Origin of the sequence: Corynebacterium sp. ES2794-CONJ1, from assembly GCF_025660615.1 — a bacterium.
GTDB lineage: Bacteria > Actinomycetota > Actinomycetes > Mycobacteriales > Mycobacteriaceae > Corynebacterium.
In genome coordinates, this window is sequence record NZ_JAOTIM010000004.1 from 228,011 (window position 1) to 248,247 (window position 20,237).

Sequence of the window (20,237 nt, forward strand, 5' to 3'; positions counted from 1 at the left end):
TTGTCCAATTCCTATACCTTGGCGCGACATCATGGTACCCGCCTCATGACGGAATACAAAGGCACCTACTATATTTAGCGCTTATTATAGGCACGACACGCTACAGCAAAGACTTTATAACAGATTGGTAAAGCACGGGTAGTTTTCCTGCCCTTCACGCAGCAAAGGCCACCCCCACCTTGGTTTATGTTGGGAATTTTAAACGAGATAAACCGCTATTACTACGCTGGTCACCCACAACACGGCGAGTACTTGCAAAGTGCGATCCGTCAGTGCCAACTCATCTGGGGCGCCACCATCGCCACGGTCAACATCGGCAGCATAACGCAAGATAGCAACGGTGAAGGGTACCATCGAAATTTGGTACCAGACCCCAGCCACTGGGCTTGAAAGCCGAGCCATCTCAAAACCCCAGAGTGCATAGCTCATCACCACGGCAGTAGCCGCTAGAGTCCACACAAAACGCAGGTACGTGGGCGTATAGCCTTCAAGAGCCTTGCGGATCTTAGCCCCTGATTCTTGTGCCAGGAGGATTTCAGCATATCGCTTTCCGGAGGCCATAAAGAGAGATCCAAAAGCTGCAACCAAGAGGAACCACTGCGATAAATCAATGCCGGCCGCCACGCCACCAGCCATAGCTCGCAACATAAAACCAGAGGAGACCAAGGCAATATCGATAACCGGCTGATGTTTCCACCCAAAGCAATAACCCAACTGTAGAGCTATATACACCGTCATAACGATGGCCAAACTCCTGCCTGAGCTGGCGAAGAAATAACTCAGTACAATAGCGCCGATGATAAAGGCCACGGCCATAAAAAAGGCGAGGCCCACGGGAAGTACTCCCGCCGCAATAGGGCGATAGCGCTTAGTGGGATGCTGGCGATCAGCCTCGACGTCCTTAGCATCATTGATGAGATAAATGGCGGATGCCGCCATGCAGAAGGCTAGGAAAGCAACTGCGATATCGGTGAGGATACGCGGCTGCAGCAGGGCTTCAGCACCAGCTGCCATCGGAGCTGCTAGAACTAAAACATTTTTAACCCACTGCTTGGGCCGCAGCCCCTTAATCATGGCATCAGGAAGGTTCTTAGGCGGATGCAGCTTCCTATTATCTTCTAAGCCTCGAGTGTGTGGCTCAGATCCGATGAGGGATTCATTCGACATTACTCATTAAGCCTTCCGGGAATGACCAAGCGCTCGACTAGTTGCCCACCCCACGAGCGCACCTGTTAATACATCAGAGGGGTAGTGTACCCCTAAAAGCATCCGTGAGAACATCATCACGGGGACCCCAATCAAAGGCACACGGCTTTTCACAATAGCCGATAGGCTGGTGAAAAAGGCCGTGGTGCTGGTGGCGTGGGAACTCGGGAAACTCAAAGAGCTGGGAGTTTTTACCCCAATAGTGATGCGGGGATCATGGGGGCGTTGACGTCTGACAATCCTCTTAATGATCACCGATAATGCGTGGCTTATGAAGGATGCTGCAATAAGTCGCAGCCACTGCGGACGACGGTGTTTATCCCACAGTGCAGCCAGCGCACCAATTCCCATCCACCCCAAGGCATGCTCCCCAAAGTGGGATAGGGCACGGGCTATGCGCAGCGTTATTGGATAACCGACGGTGCGTTGGATCTGCACCAAGATGTCATTTTCAGTCATGATCGAATACCTTGCTCCATGCTTCGCGGCTAATCAGGTCGGGATAGGCGGCGCGATAGGCGGCGCGCAAGTGCTCAAAACGTTCCCGAACTAGTTTATGTCGTTCCCGTGACTGCTTATATAAATGTTTGGCCATGTCGAGATCGCGCTTGCGGTATGCCACACCGCGTCCATCCGCCGTGGCAACGGTGGCGCCATCGACACGCGAGAGACTAAACCACCGTGCCTCTATGGGCGCAAAATTGGCCTGTGGAATCTCGTGATGTTGGCGATCTGCGGGACGAAGGGAATGTTTGAGCCCTTTTAGTAGCCACACCGATTTTTTCAGCGGTGCCAAGCGCCCGCCGATATCCTTAACCGGTACCCCAGGTGCTCCCGTTGGGGTGGGGAAATCCGTGGCGGAGTCTAAAATGACCGCATCGGGGTATTCCTTGCGGATTTTTGCTATGCGCGGTAGCGATGTTTCCAAAATATCGAAAAGCTGATCGGGGCCAGCAAGGAAATCATCGATAGCTTCGATTTGGATCGCTGCGGTGGAATACTCAAGGCACAGAAGGTGTTTGACCAGTGCCTTATGCATACTACGCAGGAGCCCATCGATTGGGCCATCATGGTTGAGCGCCGCCACAATCAGTCGATTTCGTAGGTGGAAATAGGCTTGCCAGTCAATGGCGTCGTCCTTATCACTCCATGCCATATGCCAGATAGCGATACCAGGCCAGGTAGCAGTAGGGAAACCATGGCGCCCGGCGCGCAGGCCGTATTCGGCGTCATCCCACTTGATAAAGAGCGGCAGCGGCTGCCCGATCTCCTCGGCTACTAGCCTCGGAATCATGCACATCCACCAGCCGTTATAGTCCACGTCGATCCGGCGGTGCAGGTCACGTGAATGCTGAGCATCGGGCTTATCATCAACGGCTCCGCGATCACTAAGCGGGTGCTCGTCGAAATTGTGGTCGTAGTGCACGTGGGGGGCTTTAGTCCACATGAAGGTGCTACGGTCGATCACCTCACCCATAGAGTGCAAGTGGCTACGTTCCTGCAAATTGAGCATTTGCCCGCCTACGAGAATAGGGCGCTTAGCATAGCGGGCTGCTTGCAGGGCACGAAGGATTGAGTCAGGTTCGATGGCGATATCATCGTCCATATAGAGGATATAGGGGGATTTTTTTGCCCCTGCCGCGCCGTCGCCGAGGGCTTCGTACATAATGCGGGAATATCCGCCTGATCCGCCGAGGTTTCCCTGGCGGAATTCGAAGAAGCGGTCACCGAAGTGCTCCACCGCATCCTGATAGCCTGGTTCATCCGCTGGGTGCTTGGTACCTTGGTCGGGCATGATGACCGCATCGATCACACCATCAACCTCTGCATCACTAGCCAAAGCCTGTAGAGCTGCGACAGCGTCGGTGGGGCGGTTAAAAGTAGGAATACCGACAGTGACGCGGGCTTCGAAGGGGCCAACAGTGGTGCCGTCGGGGAGAATTTGGGCGCGTGGCGCATGCGGAGCGTACCAGCCTGCCTCATTAATGGTGACGTCGGTATCGGTAGTGATATCCCACCATAGCCAACCGCCAACTTCGAAGGGCGCGAGAGAGAGTTCGAATTCCGCGACATCATCGGTTACGAGCTTATTGCTGATGCTCAGCCGGGTTCCGTCGGGCTTTGAGCGGTAGATATTAATTCGGGCAGTGCCGGTGATATCCACTTTCAAAATGACGGTGTCGAGCTGTGACCATCGGCGCCAGTACGAGGCGGGGAAGGCGTTGAAATAAGTGAGGAAGCTAAGTTCGCTGGCGGCTGGAATAGTCAGTGAGCTGCGATCATGCCATCGAGGCTTCTCGAGATTATCCTCGTGTTCTAAGATATAAAGCTTGCGCACATCGCTAGGCTCCCCGATGTGGGGAAGCAGGAAGCGTTGCAGCTGGTTGTCCTTCATTGCTCAAAAACCTTTCGTTTCCGCCCCAGGGTGGTGCTCTAGGGGTATAGTTCCGCCACTTAAGGGTAGTCGCTTCGCCCCAGCCTCGCGGAGATAGCCACGCTCAGTTGCGCTAATCAGCTCACGAATGCGCGGAGAAATCGCCTGAAATGGTCAGTTCGGGCTCGCGATTTAGCACCAATAAACGCTGAAGGGTCAGCGCTTTTACTTATATCTATACTGGGACACGTTATAAGCAGCTATTGGGTACATACCTTCAAAATATTATTCCTCGGAGTGTTTTTCGGGGCGCGAAGACAGACGAGAAATTCCCAGTAGGCGTGCGATCAAGGCGCTAATGATGAGCCCTAGGATAATACCGCCAATAATATCGCTCATCCAGTGCACCCCGGTATAGAGCCTTGATATATACACGGCAATCGCCACGATATAAGTCCACCACGTCTTTTTCCAGCCCCATATTATTGTGGCCATACTCGCGCAGGCAGTGATTGCCGTAGCGTGTCCGGAAGGGAAGGCAAAGCTAGTGACTTCCACAAGGTGGCCGGCGATATCGGGGCGGGGTCGGGCAATAATCATCTTGATACCTTCTGCACTCAGACTGGCGAGCGCGACCGAAATAGGCAAGGCAAATATGACCCGAAGCGGACTTTTTAGCCTCGGCAAGCAGGACCAGAGTACCGCCATAATAAATAGAGAGATCGTGAGATATACCGGCCGCAGTGCGGTAGTAAAAGCGATAACGGCGGGGGTTAGTGGAGAATCGTTCAGCGCTAAAAAGCAGTTGTTGATGACGATATCCACACTATTTTCCTTGTACAGCTATAGAGAGCTAACAGGGTGCGGATTTTCGCGCACCCTGTCGGGGATTTTTTATGTACTTCTTAGGTACCTCTGTGGACTTTTATGCGCGCAGTGCCGGGCTGATCACATTATCAAATAGAGTTAGCGCCGAGGCAATAGCCATATGCATATCCAGGTACTGGTAGGTTCCCAGGCGTCCCCCGAAATAGACCTTATTCTCGGCGGTCTCTCGGGCGACGTGTTCGCGGTACTTTAACAGCATCTCGCGGTCTGCAGGGGTATTGATTGGATAATAAGGCTCGTCCCCGGCTTCCGCAAAGCGTGAATACTCGCGCATAATGACGGTTTTATCCTGAGGATACTGGTTGTCGCGCTCGGGATGGAAGTGGCGGAATTCGTGGATTCGGGTAAAGGGGAACTCAGCATCGTTGTAGTTCATGACGGGAGTTCCCTGGAAATCACCAGTTTCGAGAACTTCGGTCTCGAAATCAAGCGTGCGCCACCCTAGGGCTCCTTCGCGATAATCGAAATAACGATCAACGGGACCGGTATAGACCACGAGCGCCTTCGGGGAGGCGGCGCGCACCTCATCGCGAACCTCAAACCAATCAGTATTTAGACGCACGTCGATATTGGGGTGATCGGCCATTCGTTCTAGCCATGCGGCGTATCCGTCTGTAGGGAGGCCCTCGTAGGTATCGTTGAAATAACGGTTGTTGAAGTTATAGCGCACCGGCAGCCGGGTGATATTACCGGCTGGGAGATCCTTGGGATCCGTTTGCCACTGCTTCGCGGTGTAATCGCGAATAAAAGCTTCGTAGAGGGGACGGCCGATCAGAGAGATAGCCTTTTCTTCTAGGTTTTTAGCATCTTCGCTCTTGATCTCGGCAGCCTGCTCAGCGATGAGGGCGCGAGCTTCGTCTGGAGAGAAGTACTTTCCGAAGAACTGGCTAATAAGCCCGAGCCCCATGGGAAATTGGTAGGCCTGGCCTTTGTGCATGGCGAAGACGCGGTGCTGATAATTAGTGAAACTGGTGAATTGATTGACGTATTCCCAGACTCGCTTATTGGAGGTGTGGAAGAGATGGGCTCCGTATTTGTGGATTTCAATGCCGGTCTCTGGTTCGGCCTCGGAATAGGCGTTGCCGCCAATATGATCGCGGCGCTCAATAATGAGTACCTTCTTATTCAATTGGCTGGCTGCGCGCTCCGCTACGGTCAAACCGAAGAGTCCGGATCCAACAACGATTACATCAAAGTCAGTCATAGCTAAAACCCTAGCCATATAAGGTGCGTTTCGCTCTGCAGGACACACCGAGATATTCACTGATCCGACACGCCGGGAAAATAATTCTTATGCCCTTTACATGCACTTTCTTATTCACATGAGCAACATGCATCCCTTTTACCCCATAAATACACTACAGTTAAGCCCGATAGGTGGCACGACTGTGCCCATTTATCAATCACAATAAAGTTGGGAGATTAACGTGAAACAACGCCGCCGCCTTGGCATTACCTCGGCGCCCCCGATCACCGCAGCAGTGTTAGCAATGACCCTCATTGCTGGAACCGCTATTGGCGTGGGCACCACCTCAATACTGAAAACCGAATCTGATGGCATCGAACCCATCACTGCAACCACCAGCACCGAGAACTTCAACCTCGGCCAAAACGTGCTGGTCAACGATGCAGCCCTCGCCACTCAAAGTGACGAGGAGGGGCCCGTCGAACGCACGGTAAAACAATTTAACCGCGAGGAAGAATTCTCCATCTTCGCTATGACCTGGGCGGGAGAGAAAGATATCGCCGCCTTCGTCCGCAGCCAGCGCGCCGACGGTACCTGGACCGAATGGTTTGAATCCGAGGCCGTTGACGCTCGCGAAGTAGCTGACTACGAACGCCAAGGCACCGAACCCATCTATGTGGAACCGACTAAGTCTGTGCAGGTCTCCATCCTCGGTGTCGATCTCTTTAATCCTGAGGAAGCTGCAAAGCTCGACGCTGTCTTTATTGATGGTGGCGAATCCCCTATCGTCGATACCCAGATCACCTTGGCTAATGACGCGGTTGGCTTGCCGCGCGTGATTTCCCGTAAGGGCTGGGGCGCCGACGAATCGATTCGTTGCAAATCGCCAGAATACGCTGATGGGGTATCAGCGGTTGTCGTGCACCACACAGCTGGTTCCAATAACTACACCGAAGCCCAAGCTCCAGGCATCGTGCGTGGCATTTACCAGTATCATGCCCAGCAACTCGGCTGGTGCGATATCGGATACCACGCGCTCGCCGATAAATACGGAAACCTCTACGAAGGTCGCTACGGCGGACTAAACAAAGCCGTCATTGGTACCCACGCAGGCGGCTTTAACCAAAATACCTGGGCCATTTCAATGCTCGGCAACTACCAAACTGCTCAGCCCACTGCCGCAATGCTGAAATCAGTCGGCGAATTGGCTGGCTGGCGCGCTAAAGTTGCGGGTTTTAATCCGTCTGGCAATAATACCCACTATTCCGAGGGCACCAGCTATACCCAATACCCCTATGGTACCGCTGTGCAATTGCCCAATATCTTCGCCCACCGCGACGTTGGCCTCACCGAATGCCCCGGCGACTATGTATACAACAAGATGGGCACCATCCGTCAGATCGCTCAAGCTAAATATGATCTGCTTACTTCCAACGCTGTTCGACCTAACCCACAGCCAAAGAACACCATTCCACCGGTTGTTCCGCAAACACCGAACCGACCAATCCAACCGAGCCAACCAAGTGCAACCGGTAGCTCGTCCGAAGGAGCGGACCTTTTCACCAAGCTCTTAAGTTCCAATAATGGTGATGCAACTACGATTATTGTCTCGGCAGCCTCGCTCATCGTGCTCGGCATCGGTGTCGCTGGCGCTCTTGGTGTACTGCCTGAAGGCGGTATTGAGAGGATTGGCAATATCGAGGTAGTCAAAGGCTTGAAGCTGGAGAAGATCCCGGCGCTCATTAGTGCTTCAACTCAGCTGTCCTCCGACTCGGAGTTGAGTCGACTGTGGAACCAGCTCTCCCCAATCTTGGGCAAACTGCGCTCTGGTGCGATTACCTACAGTGGCGCCGATGGTCGCGATGTGACCTATCAGCTCTTCGACAACGGGATCATCGTCGATTCCGAGACCACTGGACCCCAGGCGCTGTGGGGTGTCATTGGTGACACCTGGGCTGCTCAGGGCTTCGACTTCGGGCCGCTAGGACTTCCCATTAATATGGAGCACCCCGATGACGGTAAGATCCGCGTCGATTTCGAACACGGCTATATCACTTTCGATCCTGCCACTGGAGCTGTTGATGCCCAGGCTTATGAGCCTGCTCCCGTAGCTCCTTAATAATCTTGGCGCGGGGATATTCTCCCAGATCCCCGCGCCATTTGCCGCCCCAAGCCACCACAGAAAGTGGTGGCTTTTCGCATTCGGGGCACGTCGAGAAAGAAAAACTGGTGCTGTATCTTTTCTCCCCGTAAAGGTAAGCGCTCACCTATATTACCGCCAGCCACAAAGACCGTAACGACAACGAGAGAGTATTAATCACCCTCGAGAGAAAGCACACTCCCTTCGACCTCTCTGAAAACCACGTCTGAAGGGCCGCCCGCAGTTTCGCCTTCTCTCTGGCGGTGGGGTATCGAGCGTTAATTTTACTCGCCAAAAACCCTCTCGAGAATCCGCGCGACACCGTCATCGTCATTGCTCGCGGTAACTTCATCAGCGCAAGCCCGCAGCTCTTGTTGGGCATTAGCCATGGCCACTCCGTGGCCCGCCCACTCGATCATTTCGCGATCATTGCGCATATCGCCAAAGGCGAGGACATCTTTAGCGGCGATTCCCATATCATCACAGAGCTCTTTCAAGGTCTGGGCTTTGGTAATATTCGGTGCGGATACTTCAAGTAAACCTTCATTAATGGAATAAGTGATGTGAACCAGATCGGTCGGGATCGCCGGGCGAATCAGGTCAAAAAGCTCCGGCGCTGTTAAGGCTTCATAACGCAGGAGTAGTTTCACTGCTGGTTCAGCAAGTGCGGAATCCAGATCCACGACGCTGTGTTCCGTAGAATCCCACGCGTGGGCATAATCCTCGGTCACCACATAACAGCCCTGGTTAATATCTAATACGGAGGTGCCACAGCGCTCTACAGCTACCCCAACGGGAAGGACTTCTCGCGCTTTACTCACCACAGCACGCAATACCTCCGCCTGAATACTGTGGTTTTTTATAATACGATCGCGAGCCGAATCATAGACAACAGCTCCGTTAGCGCAGATGCACACAGGTTTGAAGGGTAGTTGATTTACCAGTGGAATTACCCAGCGGGCAGGCCTACCAGTAGCTATGACAAAGTGATACCTGCCATTTGTGCACTCAAGTGCACGGTAGAGCCGAGGGCTAATCCGCTCGGCGCTGTTAATGAGCGTCCCATCCACATCGCTGGCGACCAACTTATATGTCATATCGTCTATCCTAGCGATCCCTTTCCGAGATGCGGACCGGCGATTTAGGAATCTTTCCACTTAAAGTAGATGACCTTGAGCTTCTCGAAGAAGGAAAGTTCCTTGGCTACAAGGAATTTTAATTCGCGTCTCTTTTCGCGGCGGTGCCGACGAGCCGCGCGACGCTCCCGCTTCGCAGCTTTCTTAGCCTCCTTTTCGGCGCGCTTGAGGCGTCGTTTTTCGCGGATCGCTCGAGTTTTAGCGGCAGCCTCTTCGCTGGTAGGAGCACCCCCACCGAGTGAGGCGGGTCGCCAATTCTCACCGCCTGGGAACGGTCCGTTGAACTCCTCGTATGCTGCGCGCACCTCGTCAAGAAGATTGCTAATCGCTTGCTCGAGGCGGCGGGTATCTTCATGGATATCGCCAGTTCTCACGACTGGTTCGCCCACCTTTAGCCACACAGGAAAATGGTTCCTACCTAAACGTTTAGGGAGGTCCTTGGCCCAGATCCGTTGAGAGCCCCACAGTGCCATGGGAATGAGCGGACAATCGGCTCGATTAGCAATCCTGGCCGCGCCCGTTTTAAACTCCTGTAATTCGAAGCTCGGAGACGTGGTTCCCTCGGGAAAAATTCCCACAAGGTTACCGTCCCTGAGACTCGCCACAGCTCGATCGAGAGCACTTCGGCCAGCGAAGCGATCTACCTCGATATGTTTCATTCGTGCTAAGAGCCGCCGCGCTCCTGGAATATCAAACAGCTCTTTCTTAGCCATAAAGCGCACCAATCGGCGGCCTCTGGAATAAGCGGAGCTACCCACGAATATGAAATCGTAATAGCCCATATGGTTACACGCCATGAGCGCCGGGCCCTGGGTTGGGATATTCTCAGCCCCAAAAATAGTGACCGTAATTCCTTGGGCCTTCAATAGGGCCTTCACCCCCACGATGATGCGATTATAAAAACTCTCGCGGCTATCGGGATGGAGGGGAACGTCCTCGACTGAATCCTCTACGAGGAAAATATCTTCAACGCGGTGAAAACCTGGGCGGCTCATGGCTTATAACCTCAGTTCTTAGTTTTTCGGTTCCAAGATATCCTTGCCCACAAAGGGCCTTAAGGCCTCAGGAACAACCACGGAACCATCAGCTTGCTGATTATTTTCCAAGATGGCAACCAACCACCGGGTTGTCGCTAGCGTGCCATTGAGCGTCGCGGCGATCTGTGGCTTGCCATTCTCGTCTCGATAGCGGGTGTGCAAGCGGCGGGCTTGGAAGGTCGTGCAGTTCGAGGTTGAGGTGAGTTCTCGGTACGTATGTTGGGTGGGCACCCACGCCTCGGTGTCGTATTTACGCGCCGCGGAGGACCCGAGGTCACCCCCAGCGACATCGATAATTCTATAAGGGACTTCGACGGCGGAGAGCATATCGCGCTCCATATCTAACAAAGCCTGGTGCTGGGCTGCGGCCTCCTCTGGTTTGCAATATACGAACATTTCCAATTTATCGAATTGGTGAACGCGCAAAATACCGCGTGTATCTTTGCCATAGGAGCCAGCCTCCCGGCGAAAGCACGACGACCAGCCGGCATATTTCTTCGGCCCCTGCGTGAGGTCAATAATTTCGTCTTGGTGATAACCAGCTAGCGCTACTTCGGAGGTGCCCACTAAATAGAGGTCGTCCCGTTCGAGGTAGTAAATCTCGTCGGAATGTTCCCCGAGAAAACCGGTACCGCGCATGACATCGGGGCGCACTAAAACTGGCGGGATCATTAATTCAAAGCCAGCGGCACGAGCCTTCTGGGCAGCTAATGTGAGCATACCTAGTTGCAAGAAGGCCCCATCACCAGTGAGGTAATAGAAACGGGCACCACCAACTTTAGTCCCACGTTTAACATCAAGAAGCCCTAAGGATTCGCCCAAGTCGAGGTGATCTTTAGGTTCGAAATCAAACGTTGTGGGTTCGCCTACATGCTCCAGCACGATAAAGTCGTCTTCGCCACCGGCCGGGGCACCCTCAACGATATTGCCCAATTGCATCTGCAAGGAGTTCACTGTCTCCTCTGCTGCCTTCTGGGCCTCCTCCGCTTCTTTAACCTTAGCTTTGAGCTGGTTGGAGCCAGCTAAAAGCTGAGGGCGCTCGCTAGGATCGGCTTGTCCGATCTTCCGCCCAAAGGTTTTTTGCTCGCTGCGCAGCTCGTCAGCTCTTTGGATTGCTTGTCGCCGGGCTTCGTCGGCTTCGATGAGAGCATCGACAAGCTCAGGTGACGCGCCGCGGGTGCGCTGGGATGCGCGGACGATATCAGGATTTTCGCGGAGGAATTTTAGATCAATCACGATCTTTAGCCTACCGCTAATCCTTGTAATACTTAAAGAATACGGGCCGAGAAAACGTAGTACGCTGGGGTCAACATAGCGATACGAGTACCTGAGGTTGAGATGGAGATAGAGTTTAGATCCGCCACGGCAACGCGGATTATATTAGTAGCCGCCCTCTCGGCATCATGTGCCATGGGTGCCTATCAATATCAGCGAGCCCAATTAAGTTCTCCACTCGTCACCCCCGTCGACATGACCACCAAGGTACCGGCCGCATCTACCGCTTCTTTTACCACCGCCGATGTCGGCTCGTGCGTGACGTGGACTGTTATCGACGGCACCGTTAGTAATTTTGAACAGGCAGATTGTGCCAGTCTGCACCGTTTTGAAGTCTCCTCCCGCGAAGATCTTGGCACCTACCCCAGCAGTGAATTTGGCCCTAGTGCGGCTATGCCTAACCAGACGCGGCAAGCGCAATTGCGAGAAGAACTATGCTTAGCGCCTACAATGCGCTACCTTGATGCGAAATTCGACCCCTTGGGCAAGTATTCCATCGCCTCAATCCTGCCACCCCAAGAGTCGTGGGATTTGGGCGATCGTACACTCTTGTGTGGGATTCAGGCCACGAATGAACTCGGCGAGGTCATTGAAACCAAAGGCAGAGTCCAAGATCAAGATCAGGCCCGCATCTCACCCGTAGGAACGTGCCTAGCTCTCGACGCCTCTAATTCCACGAAGCAGGTTGCCTGTGGAAAGCCGCATCAGATGGAGATCACCGCCGTTATTGATCTGCTCCCGGTTTTTCCGCAGTCGATCCCGTCGACCGAGGAGCAAGATAATCATCTCAGTCGTGTATGCACCCAAGCGGCCCGTGATTATCTCGGAGGCGATGATCCTCTGTATTTCTCCACCCTTAAGCCTTTTTGGACGACGATTGCCCCCAGCTCTTGGGATACTGGCTCCCACAGTGTGAATTGCTCGCTCGTCTTCCCCGTTGATAATCGCTTTGCGGTGCTCGAGGGCAGCGCCAAGGGCGACTTCACTATCAACGGGAACCCCCCTGAGCAGCGCCCCGAACGCGCCCCCATTATTAATCCCGAGGCTCTTGATGGTGTGGCTCCACCGCCACCACGCTAATCACTAGACTTGATATATGGTTGAGATTTCTGAAGCAGACTTTGCGGATCTAGTTGATGCAGCACTGGCTACAATTCCCCCCGAATTTCGGGATCATATGAGAAATATAGCCATATTGATTGAAGATCTGCACCCTTCAGGACCTGGAGTGCTCGGGCTGTATACGGGTATCCCACTTCCGGAGCGTCAATTTGGTAACGCCGGATACTTACCCGATACCATCACGATTTACCGTGAGGCATTAAAGCGTTTTTGTACCTCTAGGGAACAATTAGCAGAACAGGTGCGCATTACGGTGATTCACGAAGTGGGTCATTATTTTGGCTTCGACGATGAGGAGCTACACGCTCGCGGTTATTAGGGTCGCTCCTAGGGTACTGGTTGATCGGCAAAATACTTGCACGTCCAGGTACCGAAAGCGCCGCGGGGTTCGATGATACTCAAGGAGCCATTGGCGATATAGCTCTCGCGAACATAATCACCGTCAAGTGTTGTCGCATGCAGCCCAAGGATGCGGATAGCCGCCCCATGGATAACCATTAAGCTATCTTGGTTGGTGTCGTGGCAGCGTTGAGCAACCGCTTCTAGGATGGGGGTCGCTCGATTGAGATAATCCTGGGCGGTCTCTCCACCCGGCATTCCCGCATGTAGATCGCCCTCATTCCACCGCTTCAACGTCGCAATATAAGCATCGTGGGCTCGATCATCACTGCGCCCCTCGAGATCACCCGCTCCCAGTTCGTGGATGCCTGGCAGCACCGTCATAGTCATTTTTGGCTGGGCGATCTGAGGCACCTCACCCTCGTCCCCACAATATGCGGCCACCGCGAGGAGCATGGACTGCTGGGCCCGTAAAGCCTGGGAGCTCGCAGCGTAGCCTACGTTATCGCTAAGCGTGCGCAGCCTGCGTCCGGATTCGCGTACTTGGTGTCTGCCTATAACCGATAATTCCGCACCAGGTAGCTGAGTATCAAAAATTCCGCGAGCATTAGAATGCGTCCGGCCATGGCGCATCACAATAATTCGACCACTCATAGATTCCCCTCTTGTCTTACTCAGTTCATGGGTGCTGATCCACGAACATAGTCTAGCCCACTGGTGTGCCTTTCAATAAGGACTGAATCCACGACTGAGCACTCTGATAACGCGGCTCTTGGTCAACGCGGTCTATGGGGGCATCAATACGCGGCCATGAACCTAGAAAGATAAGATCAGTGGCGCGGCGGTACAGTGCCGCGAGGGCCTCTTGGATATCCGGGTCAGATATATGCCCATGAAGATCCACGTAGAAGCGGTAGCTACCCAATCCCTGATGCAGGGGGCGGGATTCAATACGGGTTAAGTCCACACCCCGTACCGCACATTCATTTAAAGCCCCTACCAGAGATCCCGGGGTATTCGGCAGCGTAAACGCTAAACCTGTACGATCGTGACCGGTCCGTGGGGTGGGGACTCCAGGGAGACCGACGAGAACAAATCGGGTCATGGCATGGGCCTGATCTGCCACGTGAGTGGCCTTAATCTCTAATTCGTAGATCTCGGCCGAGAGGGCTGGTGCGACTGCAATATCTGCCTCACCTCTAGCTACTGCTTGTGCGGCAGCAGCATTCGAGGATGCGGGGAGAAATTCGTGCTCACCAATATGATCTTTTATCCACACCTTCGTTTGCTGGTATGCCACCGGATGCGTGCTTAATATTGGGCGCTTGCCATAGCTGTGGTGAGGGCGAGTCATGAGGGCGAAAGAGATTTCTAGGTCGTACTCATAATAAATTTGCACCCCCCTCGTTAGCGCGTCAAAGGTGGCTGTAATGGGCCCATCAACCGAGTTTTCCAAGGCTACACATGCATAATCGGCCTGGCGATCAAGCACAGCGGAGATAGCCTCGCTGGGAGAGTCAGTAGGGAGGGAATTGCTTTGAACCCCAGAAAAATGCGCACGTCGAAATTCGGCGAGAGCCATCTCAGTGAAGGTCCCCGCTGGTCCAAGATAGGACATTGTCACTGGCTGGTTCACCGCGTACTCCCATATATGCTCATGATGCTCGATGCTACCGCAGCCTAGGCGGACTCGGTACGCTAATCCTATGGTTGTTTCTGCAGTCTCTCAGCTGGCAAGCCAGCTACAGGCACTCACCCCTAAGGATCATGGGTTTTCCTATTTTGACCCCCACGCCCGCGCGCATGCTCACGGGCGGCTAAGTGGTTGGATTATTCCTGCCAAAGACTTAAGCGATATAGCGGGCATGCCCACTACTTTGGGCAATATCAACCGCACCTATATGGCCACAGAAACGGATGCCTTCCTCGCCTCTATCCTCAGCCAAGGGGCTATCATCCCTGGCAAATCTCTCACGCCGGAAATGGGACTATCTGCCTATACCGAGCCGGTGGGGCAGGCGCGCCCCGATAACCCACTCTTGCCCGGTCACACGCCTGGCGGTTCCTCGGGCGGAGCGGCTGTTATGGTGGCTCGCGGGCTGGTACGAGCGGCCCATGCCTCTGACGGGGGCGGTTCGATTCGCGTTCCTGCAGCGGCGACGGGGTTGATAGGGTTTAAGCCAGCACATTCCACCGCGGGAGCAAATCCCGTGGTGCAAGGTTTCCTCACACGCACGCTTGCTGACGCCGCCTATGTGCATGCAATCAGGCCTGTGGCCCCACCTCCCCTGCGCATTGGGGTGCTCACCCAACCGCTCCACGCCGAGACCCCCGTGGCCGATATGATGCTTGAAGCAGTCGATAGCGCTGCGACGCAGCTAAGTCAGAAGGGTCATAAGATCTCGGTGCTTGCTCGGCCTTATGGCGATTCCCCTTTTGAGGCCTTTAGCACTATTTTGGCCTTGCGTGCTCGGCGTATTCCAGGCGCAGCCTCTCCATTGGTGGAGTGGCTGCGCGAGCGTGGAGCACGACTATCACAGGCCTCCAGACGGCAAGCGGTTGCGGAGTTTATGTCGGTGAAGGATCAAATCCTCCGCGCTTGGGAAGTTGATGTGGTGCTCAGTCCCACCTTGGCATTTTTGCCCCCAGTCCACGGCTATTTTTCCTCTTATTCCCCCGAGGAGGATTTTTATCGGCAGACCCAGTGGACTCCTTGGGCGACAACCTACAATATGGCGGGTCTCGCGGCTTTATCCTTGCCCCACCTGTCGCCCTTGAGTTCTATCCATCTCGGAGCATTACGAATCAGTGCGGCAGAACTTTTTGGCCTCGCCATGCAATTATCAACACCTGGAGGTTCCACATGAGCATATCTGCAACTCAGTCTGAGCAGCGTCCGTGGGAGCCTGGTCTAGGGGCAGAGATTGTGGTGGTGCTCCTTGCTACCTTTGGTACTTCGGGGCTGAGAGCACTGTTGAATTTGGCCCGCTCGTTACTCGACACCAAACCGCTGAATGCGCAGCAGGTCGCAATTGTTCCCTCGAGGGCACCATTGCCACTGATCGATATCGGTTTTCAGCTCACCTCCATCGCTCTGGTTTTTTCCTGGGGCTTCTTGTGCCTCTACCTCCTTAAGATTCGGCTATGGCCAGTAGCACACCTCGTCCATTCCGCACGTTTAGGGGTGGGCCTGGCCGCGCTTATTGGGATTCCGGGACTGCTTTTCTATCTAGGTGCCCTGCATCTAGGCCTGAGTAAGCAGGTTATACCGGTTCCAGCTGATAGCCCGTGGTGGCATATCGGATTAAGTGTGGGATTCGCTGCCGCAAACGCTTTTAGCGAGGAAGTAGTAGTGGTGCTGTGGTTGATGACGCGCCTGAAAAGCGCTGGGGTCTCGCAGGTAAAAGCGATAGCTTCTTCGGCTCTACTCCGCGGCTCTCATCACCTCTACCAGGGCATATCCGCTGGGGTGGGCAATATTATTATGGGGATAGTATTTGGGTATGTCTACCACAAAACGAATAGAGTGTGGCCGCTCATCTTCGCGCATTTCTTTATTGATCTCGTGGCATTTGTTGGATCTGTATATCTGAACCTTAAATAGTTTCAAGGCCTCAGCTGTTACTACTACTGTTAAAGCTATGACTAACCAGGGCAACCATTTCGAGTATCTGCGTGATGCTCAGGGCAGGATCGTCACTGATCGTTTCGGTCGCCCCGTTCGAGCGCGTCCTAGGATGCAGCCCCCACCACAGCGCCCGATCCAGCGACCTTCACGTACCGACCCGATAAGACCACGCCAAGAATTACCCGTTCAGCGTCCAGCTATAATTCCACAGCCGTCTCGTCGCTTAGCCCCGCGGCGCTCTCCGGCACGACGATTCTTCAAATCGTTGAGTCTGATTCTGGCCACCATTGTGGTGTTTTCCTTGGTGTCAGTGCTGTGGCTGGATATGAAGATCAATCGCACTCCTTTCGCCTCCGCGGCGCCCATCGCGTCTACGTCGGGAACGAATTGGCTATTGGTGGGTTCAGACTCTCGAGCTGGGCTTAGTGAAGAAGAAGCGAACCGTTTAGGTACGGGTGGTGATATTGGTTCCCGGCGCACAGATACCATTATGGTCATGCATATTCCGCTGCGTGGACAAGCCACCTTGGTCTCTATTCCGCGTGATTCCTATGTCAATATTCCAGGTTACGGGATGGATAAAATCAACGCCGCATTTACCTATGGATCCGCGCCGCTCCTTACCCAAACAGTGGAGGAATCAACAGGCTTAAGTATCGATCATTATGCGGAGATCGGAATGGGTGGCTTAGCCCATGTGGTGGATGCACTGGGGGGCATTGAGGTATGCCCCGATCAGCCCATTGAAGATCCGCTCGCGCAACTCAATATAGGGGCAGGTTGCCAACTTGTCGACGGTCCTACGGCCCTTGGTTATGTGCGCACCCGCCAAACAGCGATGGGTGATCTCGACCGCGTGCAGCGGCAGCGGGAATTCTTCTCGGCATTAGTTAATAAAACCACCGACTTAAGTATCATTTTCAACCCCTACCGTCTGATACGCACAATTCTTACAACCGTTGATAGTTTCACGGCGGGTTCGGGTGATCATCTATGGCATCTGCTCCGCGTGGCTTTTGCTATGCGCTCTGGGGTGCGAACTGAGACGGTACCAGTTGGTGGCTTCGCTGAATATGATGTGGGTAGCGTGGTGCTGTGGGATGAAGCGGGAGCAACGGCATTATTTGATTCTATGCGTTAACAAAAAAGTGGGCCTATATAGGCCCACTTTTTTCCTATTTAGACGCGAGTTGTGCGCTTTCGGGTGCGCTCTTCCCAGAAGTCTGCGTTTTTAATGCCAATAGCTGCGGGGTCAAATTGGGGATCCACTCCAGCTTTCTTCTGTCGTTGATAATCACGCAGTGCCTTGTGGGCTGGTATCTGCAGGATCAGAATAGCGATAATATTCAACCACGCTGTCATTCCCACTCCGATATCTCCAAGAGCCCATGCGGTACCTGGAGTAGTCATGCCACCAACAAGGACCGATATAATAATCAACGCACGCAGTGCCCACACCATGGTGCGACGGATGACGGGAGAGCCAATCCAGCGATTGAAGTAGGCGATATTGGTTTCAGCCATATAGTAGTAGGCCAGTACCGTGGTGAAGGCAAAGAGCATAATAGCCACGGCAACGAAACTTGGTCCAACGCCACCGGCGAAGCTGTTAAGACCAGCTTGAACAAATCCTGGACCTACCGGAATACCCTCGGCTAAGGATCCACTATAGATAACTGTTCCTTCATCGGAGCCGCCTTCAAAGACTTTGTACATATCGGTCGAGATGATAATAAAGGCAGTTGCCGAACAGACAAAGAGCGTATCAATATAGACGGCGAAAGCCTGAACGAAACCTTGCTTAGCGGGGTGGGATACTTCGGCCGCCGCTGCAGACTGGGGGCCGGTACCCTGTCCTGCTTCGTTGGAGTAGATTCCGCGTTTGACACCCCACATAATCGCTACGCCGAGCATACCCGCGAAGGTGGCGTCGAGACCGAAAGCAGATCGAATAATGACCATAAAGACATCATCGATTTGATCGTAATTGGCAAAGAGGATCGCAAGCGCAACGATGATGTAGATAACAGCCATAAACGGGACGACGAAGGAGGCGAAATTAGCTATGCGCTTGACGCCCCCGAAGACAATGATAGCCAAGGCTACAGCGAGGATAATCGAGGTGATCGTCACATCGGTACCCCATGCATTCTCGACCGCGGCGGCTACTCCGTTGGCTTGGATACCTGGGAGGAAATAGGAGGTAGCGAGCACCATGGACACAGCGAAAATAATGGCATAGATCTTCATAAAGGGCGCAGCTTTGGTTCCGCGATAGGCCTTTTCAATATAGTAGGCTGGCCCACCACGGTATTCGCCGGTATCGCGGTCTTGTTCTTTGTAAATCTGCGCGAGGGTACATTCTATAAAGGACGTGGCGGAGCCGAGCAGTGCGACGGTCCACATCCAAAAGACAGCACCCGGGCCACCAAAGGCGATGGCAGTGGCTACACCTGCAATATTACCTACGCCCACGCGACCTGCGAGTGAGATCATCAATGATTGGAATGAGGAAATACCGTTTTCGGATTTTTCTCCATCGCGTAATTGCTTAAGCATATCGGGAATACACCGGATCTGGAGAAAACCGGTGGCGATGGTGAAATAAACACCGGCGCCGAGGCATAAGAAGATAAGTGCCGGTGACCAAATAACCGACGTTAGAAAATTAATGAACGCTTCCATTTAGGGGTCCCTTCATATTGTTGACTCCACACTAGAAGGAAAGCTGTGATAACAATCACTTAAAATGAGGTTTGTTCCCAATTCTGCACGAGCCAGACCGCAATTGCCACTATGAAATTATGGGCACGGTTTTAAGTCGCGAATAAGAAAGTCTCAGAAACTAGGAGAAATCTGCAGCTAAGCGGCAGATTTACTAAACCAATACCTCTCGGTTACTACCCGCTTTTCCTACCCCCACCTACTGCCCCCTCTTTCGATCAACCTATAGAAAATAGATCCAAGCTCCCACTCGAAAGAGCGGGAGCAAGTGAATCTAGCGCAACGTGACTTGACGAGATTTAATATTCTCCAACTGACGGCGCTCATCAGCGCTCAGCGGAGCATCATTATCAATCTCGGCGCTAATCTTGGCATCCAAAGCCTCCAGATCTGCCGCATAGCTAGCAGACTCCCGATGCGGATCGAGATCCCACACCGGCACCACAATGCCATGAGTACGGAATGCGCCAGCGAATTTGGTCTCTGCACCCAATTTCAGCTCGCCACGCGCAGCAATACGAGCAAGAGCGTACAACACCTGATCCTCAGCCTCAGGGCGCACCCACCGAATGTGGGCCTTCGTCCCTGGATTAATCCACCACGCGGTGCCCGAAATCTTGGCCTCTACCTTAGCGCTCGGCAGAACACTCTCGTTAGCAGCCTCAATAGCCTGCAGATGCTGAGGGTCGGACTGGGCCGCCTCGGGGAGCCACCAATTGAAATTGTCATGCTCGTCAAAGACGATGTCTTGGGTGGGATCGAGGATCTCAGTCAAAGCCGGCTCAGTACCATCCGCATGGCCATTCTCCAAGGTTGCACCAGGGTGCGCGGACACAACCCACGCCAGCGCATAAGCAAGATCACGATTCGGGTTACGCGAAGGGGTGCGATGTTGGAGGGCTACCAGCGCCTCCCCATCCTCGCGCACAATTGCAGCCGCGCCACCAGGTAAAACTGTGCACAATAGCACCTTGCGGTCGGTTCCGGTAACAGAGATGGGAGCGAAAGCGGAAGGGACAAATTCCTGAACGGCGATAAGATCAGTTTCGTCCTTCACATCTCCGAAGGGACGAGGATCGCGCTCGAACTTAGCACGTTCTGCGGCGCGGGCCTGTAATTTCGCCTGCCGACGGCTCAATCCATCGGTTCGTTGGTTGTCATTCTTTTTCTTCTTAGCCATGC

At 53.7% G+C, this 20,237-nt stretch carries 18 protein-coding genes; 6 read left to right on the plus strand and 12 right to left on the minus strand.

The features are described 5' to 3' along the window. Window positions 1-198 precede the first annotated feature (198 nt). The 5 genes from N7326_RS06715 to glf all read right to left on the minus strand — a co-directional run bounded on the left by N7326_RS06715 (window position 199) and on the right by glf (window position 5,672). On the minus strand, window positions 199-1,167 hold the full coding sequence (locus N7326_RS06715) for a decaprenyl-phosphate phosphoribosyltransferase (protein ID WP_259078573.1): 969 nt from the start codon (window positions 1,165-1,167) through the stop codon (window positions 199-201). Between the two features lie 6 nt (window positions 1,168-1,173). Further along, on the minus strand, window positions 1,174-1,665 hold the full coding sequence (locus tag N7326_RS06720) for a phosphatase PAP2 family protein (RefSeq protein ID WP_259158474.1): 492 nt from the start codon (window positions 1,663-1,665) through the stop codon (window positions 1,174-1,176). Beyond that, window positions 1,658-3,601, minus strand: coding sequence for a glycosyltransferase (locus tag N7326_RS06725; RefSeq protein ID WP_259078569.1), 1,944 nt, complete (start codon window positions 3,599-3,601; stop codon window positions 1,658-1,660). The genes N7326_RS06720 and N7326_RS06725 overlap by 8 nt, the downstream gene beginning before the upstream one ends. Before the next feature lie 264 nt (window positions 3,602-3,865). Continuing rightward, complete coding sequence (locus N7326_RS06730) at window positions 3,866-4,405, minus strand: phosphatase PAP2 family protein (RefSeq protein WP_259158475.1); 540 nt, start codon at window positions 4,403-4,405, stop codon at window positions 3,866-3,868. A 100-nt stretch (window positions 4,406-4,505) separates the two neighbouring features. Further along, the gene (gene glf / locus N7326_RS06735; protein WP_259158477.1) at window positions 4,506-5,672 is read right to left on the minus strand and encodes a UDP-galactopyranose mutase; all 1,167 of its coding nucleotides are present in this window, start codon (window positions 5,670-5,672) and stop codon (window positions 4,506-4,508) included. A 223-nt stretch (window positions 5,673-5,895) separates the two neighbouring features. On the opposite strand from glf, the gene N7326_RS06740 reads away from it, so the two are divergent. Further along, window positions 5,896-7,773: an N-acetylmuramoyl-L-alanine amidase gene (locus tag N7326_RS06740; RefSeq protein ID WP_259158480.1), complete on the plus strand. Its 1,878-nt coding sequence runs from the start codon at window positions 5,896-5,898 to the stop codon at window positions 7,771-7,773. Window positions 7,774-8,078: 305 nt separating this feature from the next. Here the strand turns inward: N7326_RS06740 and N7326_RS06745 are convergent, their stop codons facing one another. The 3 genes from N7326_RS06745 to serS are packed head-to-tail and all read right to left on the minus strand — an operon-like array spanning window position 8,079 to window position 11,203. Further along, window positions 8,079-8,891 (minus strand): HAD family hydrolase, encoded by an 813-nt coding sequence (locus N7326_RS06745; RefSeq protein ID WP_263088334.1) that lies wholly within the window; start codon window positions 8,889-8,891, stop codon window positions 8,079-8,081. Window positions 8,892-8,935: 44 nt separating this feature from the next. Then, a complete protein-coding gene (locus N7326_RS06750) occupies window positions 8,936-9,925 on the minus strand; it encodes a lysophospholipid acyltransferase family protein (RefSeq protein WP_259078561.1) in 990 nt (329 codons plus the stop codon). A gap of 18 nt (window positions 9,926-9,943) precedes the next feature. Beyond that, window positions 9,944-11,203: a serine--tRNA ligase gene (gene serS, locus N7326_RS06755; RefSeq protein WP_259078560.1), complete on the minus strand. Its 1,260-nt coding sequence runs from the start codon at window positions 11,201-11,203 to the stop codon at window positions 9,944-9,946. A 102-nt stretch (window positions 11,204-11,305) separates the two neighbouring features. Here serS and N7326_RS06760 point away from each other — a divergent pair, with 102 nt between their 5' ends. Next, on the plus strand, window positions 11,306-12,322 hold the full coding sequence (locus N7326_RS06760) for a septum formation family protein (RefSeq protein ID WP_259078558.1): 1,017 nt from the start codon (window positions 11,306-11,308) through the stop codon (window positions 12,320-12,322). A gap of 16 nt (window positions 12,323-12,338) precedes the next feature. Next, window positions 12,339-12,683 (plus strand): metallopeptidase family protein, encoded by a 345-nt coding sequence (locus tag N7326_RS06765; protein WP_259078557.1) that lies wholly within the window; start codon window positions 12,339-12,341, stop codon window positions 12,681-12,683. Window positions 12,684-12,691: 8 nt separating this feature from the next. Here N7326_RS06765 and N7326_RS06770 read toward each other — a convergent pair whose 3' ends face one another. Together N7326_RS06770 and pheA are read right to left on the minus strand one after the other, a co-directional pair. Next, the gene (locus N7326_RS06770) at window positions 12,692-13,357 is read right to left on the minus strand and encodes a histidine phosphatase family protein (RefSeq protein WP_259158483.1); all 666 of its coding nucleotides are present in this window, start codon (window positions 13,355-13,357) and stop codon (window positions 12,692-12,694) included. A gap of 52 nt (window positions 13,358-13,409) precedes the next feature. Beyond that, entirely contained in the window at window positions 13,410-14,327 is a 918-nt protein-coding gene (gene pheA / locus N7326_RS06775; protein ID WP_411512293.1) for a prephenate dehydratase, read from the minus strand. Between the two features lie 82 nt (window positions 14,328-14,409). Between pheA and N7326_RS06780 the strand changes: the two genes are divergently transcribed. Genes N7326_RS06780 through N7326_RS06790 form a run of 3 tightly spaced genes read left to right on the plus strand, consistent with a single transcriptional unit; the run spans window position 14,410 to window position 17,472 of the window. Next, complete coding sequence (locus N7326_RS06780) at window positions 14,410-15,570, plus strand: amidase (protein WP_263088336.1); 1,161 nt, start codon at window positions 14,410-14,412, stop codon at window positions 15,568-15,570. Beyond that, complete coding sequence (locus tag N7326_RS06785) at window positions 15,567-16,307, plus strand: CPBP family intramembrane glutamic endopeptidase (protein WP_263088337.1); 741 nt, start codon at window positions 15,567-15,569, stop codon at window positions 16,305-16,307. Before N7326_RS06780 ends, N7326_RS06785 begins: the two co-directional genes overlap by 4 nt. A gap of 37 nt (window positions 16,308-16,344) precedes the next feature. Continuing rightward, a complete protein-coding gene (locus N7326_RS06790; protein ID WP_263088338.1) occupies window positions 16,345-17,472 on the plus strand; it encodes an LCP family protein in 1,128 nt (375 codons plus the stop codon). 38 nt (window positions 17,473-17,510) lie between these two features. On the opposite strand, the gene N7326_RS06795 is transcribed toward N7326_RS06790, so the two are convergent. After that, on the minus strand, window positions 17,511-19,016 hold the full coding sequence (locus N7326_RS06795) for an alanine/glycine:cation symporter family protein (protein WP_259158490.1): 1,506 nt from the start codon (window positions 19,014-19,016) through the stop codon (window positions 17,511-17,513). A gap of 313 nt (window positions 19,017-19,329) precedes the next feature. Further along, the gene (locus N7326_RS06800; RefSeq protein ID WP_259078542.1) at window positions 19,330-20,235 is read right to left on the minus strand and encodes a DUF5926 family protein; all 906 of its coding nucleotides are present in this window, start codon (window positions 20,233-20,235) and stop codon (window positions 19,330-19,332) included. Window positions 20,236-20,237: the final 2 nt, after the last annotated feature.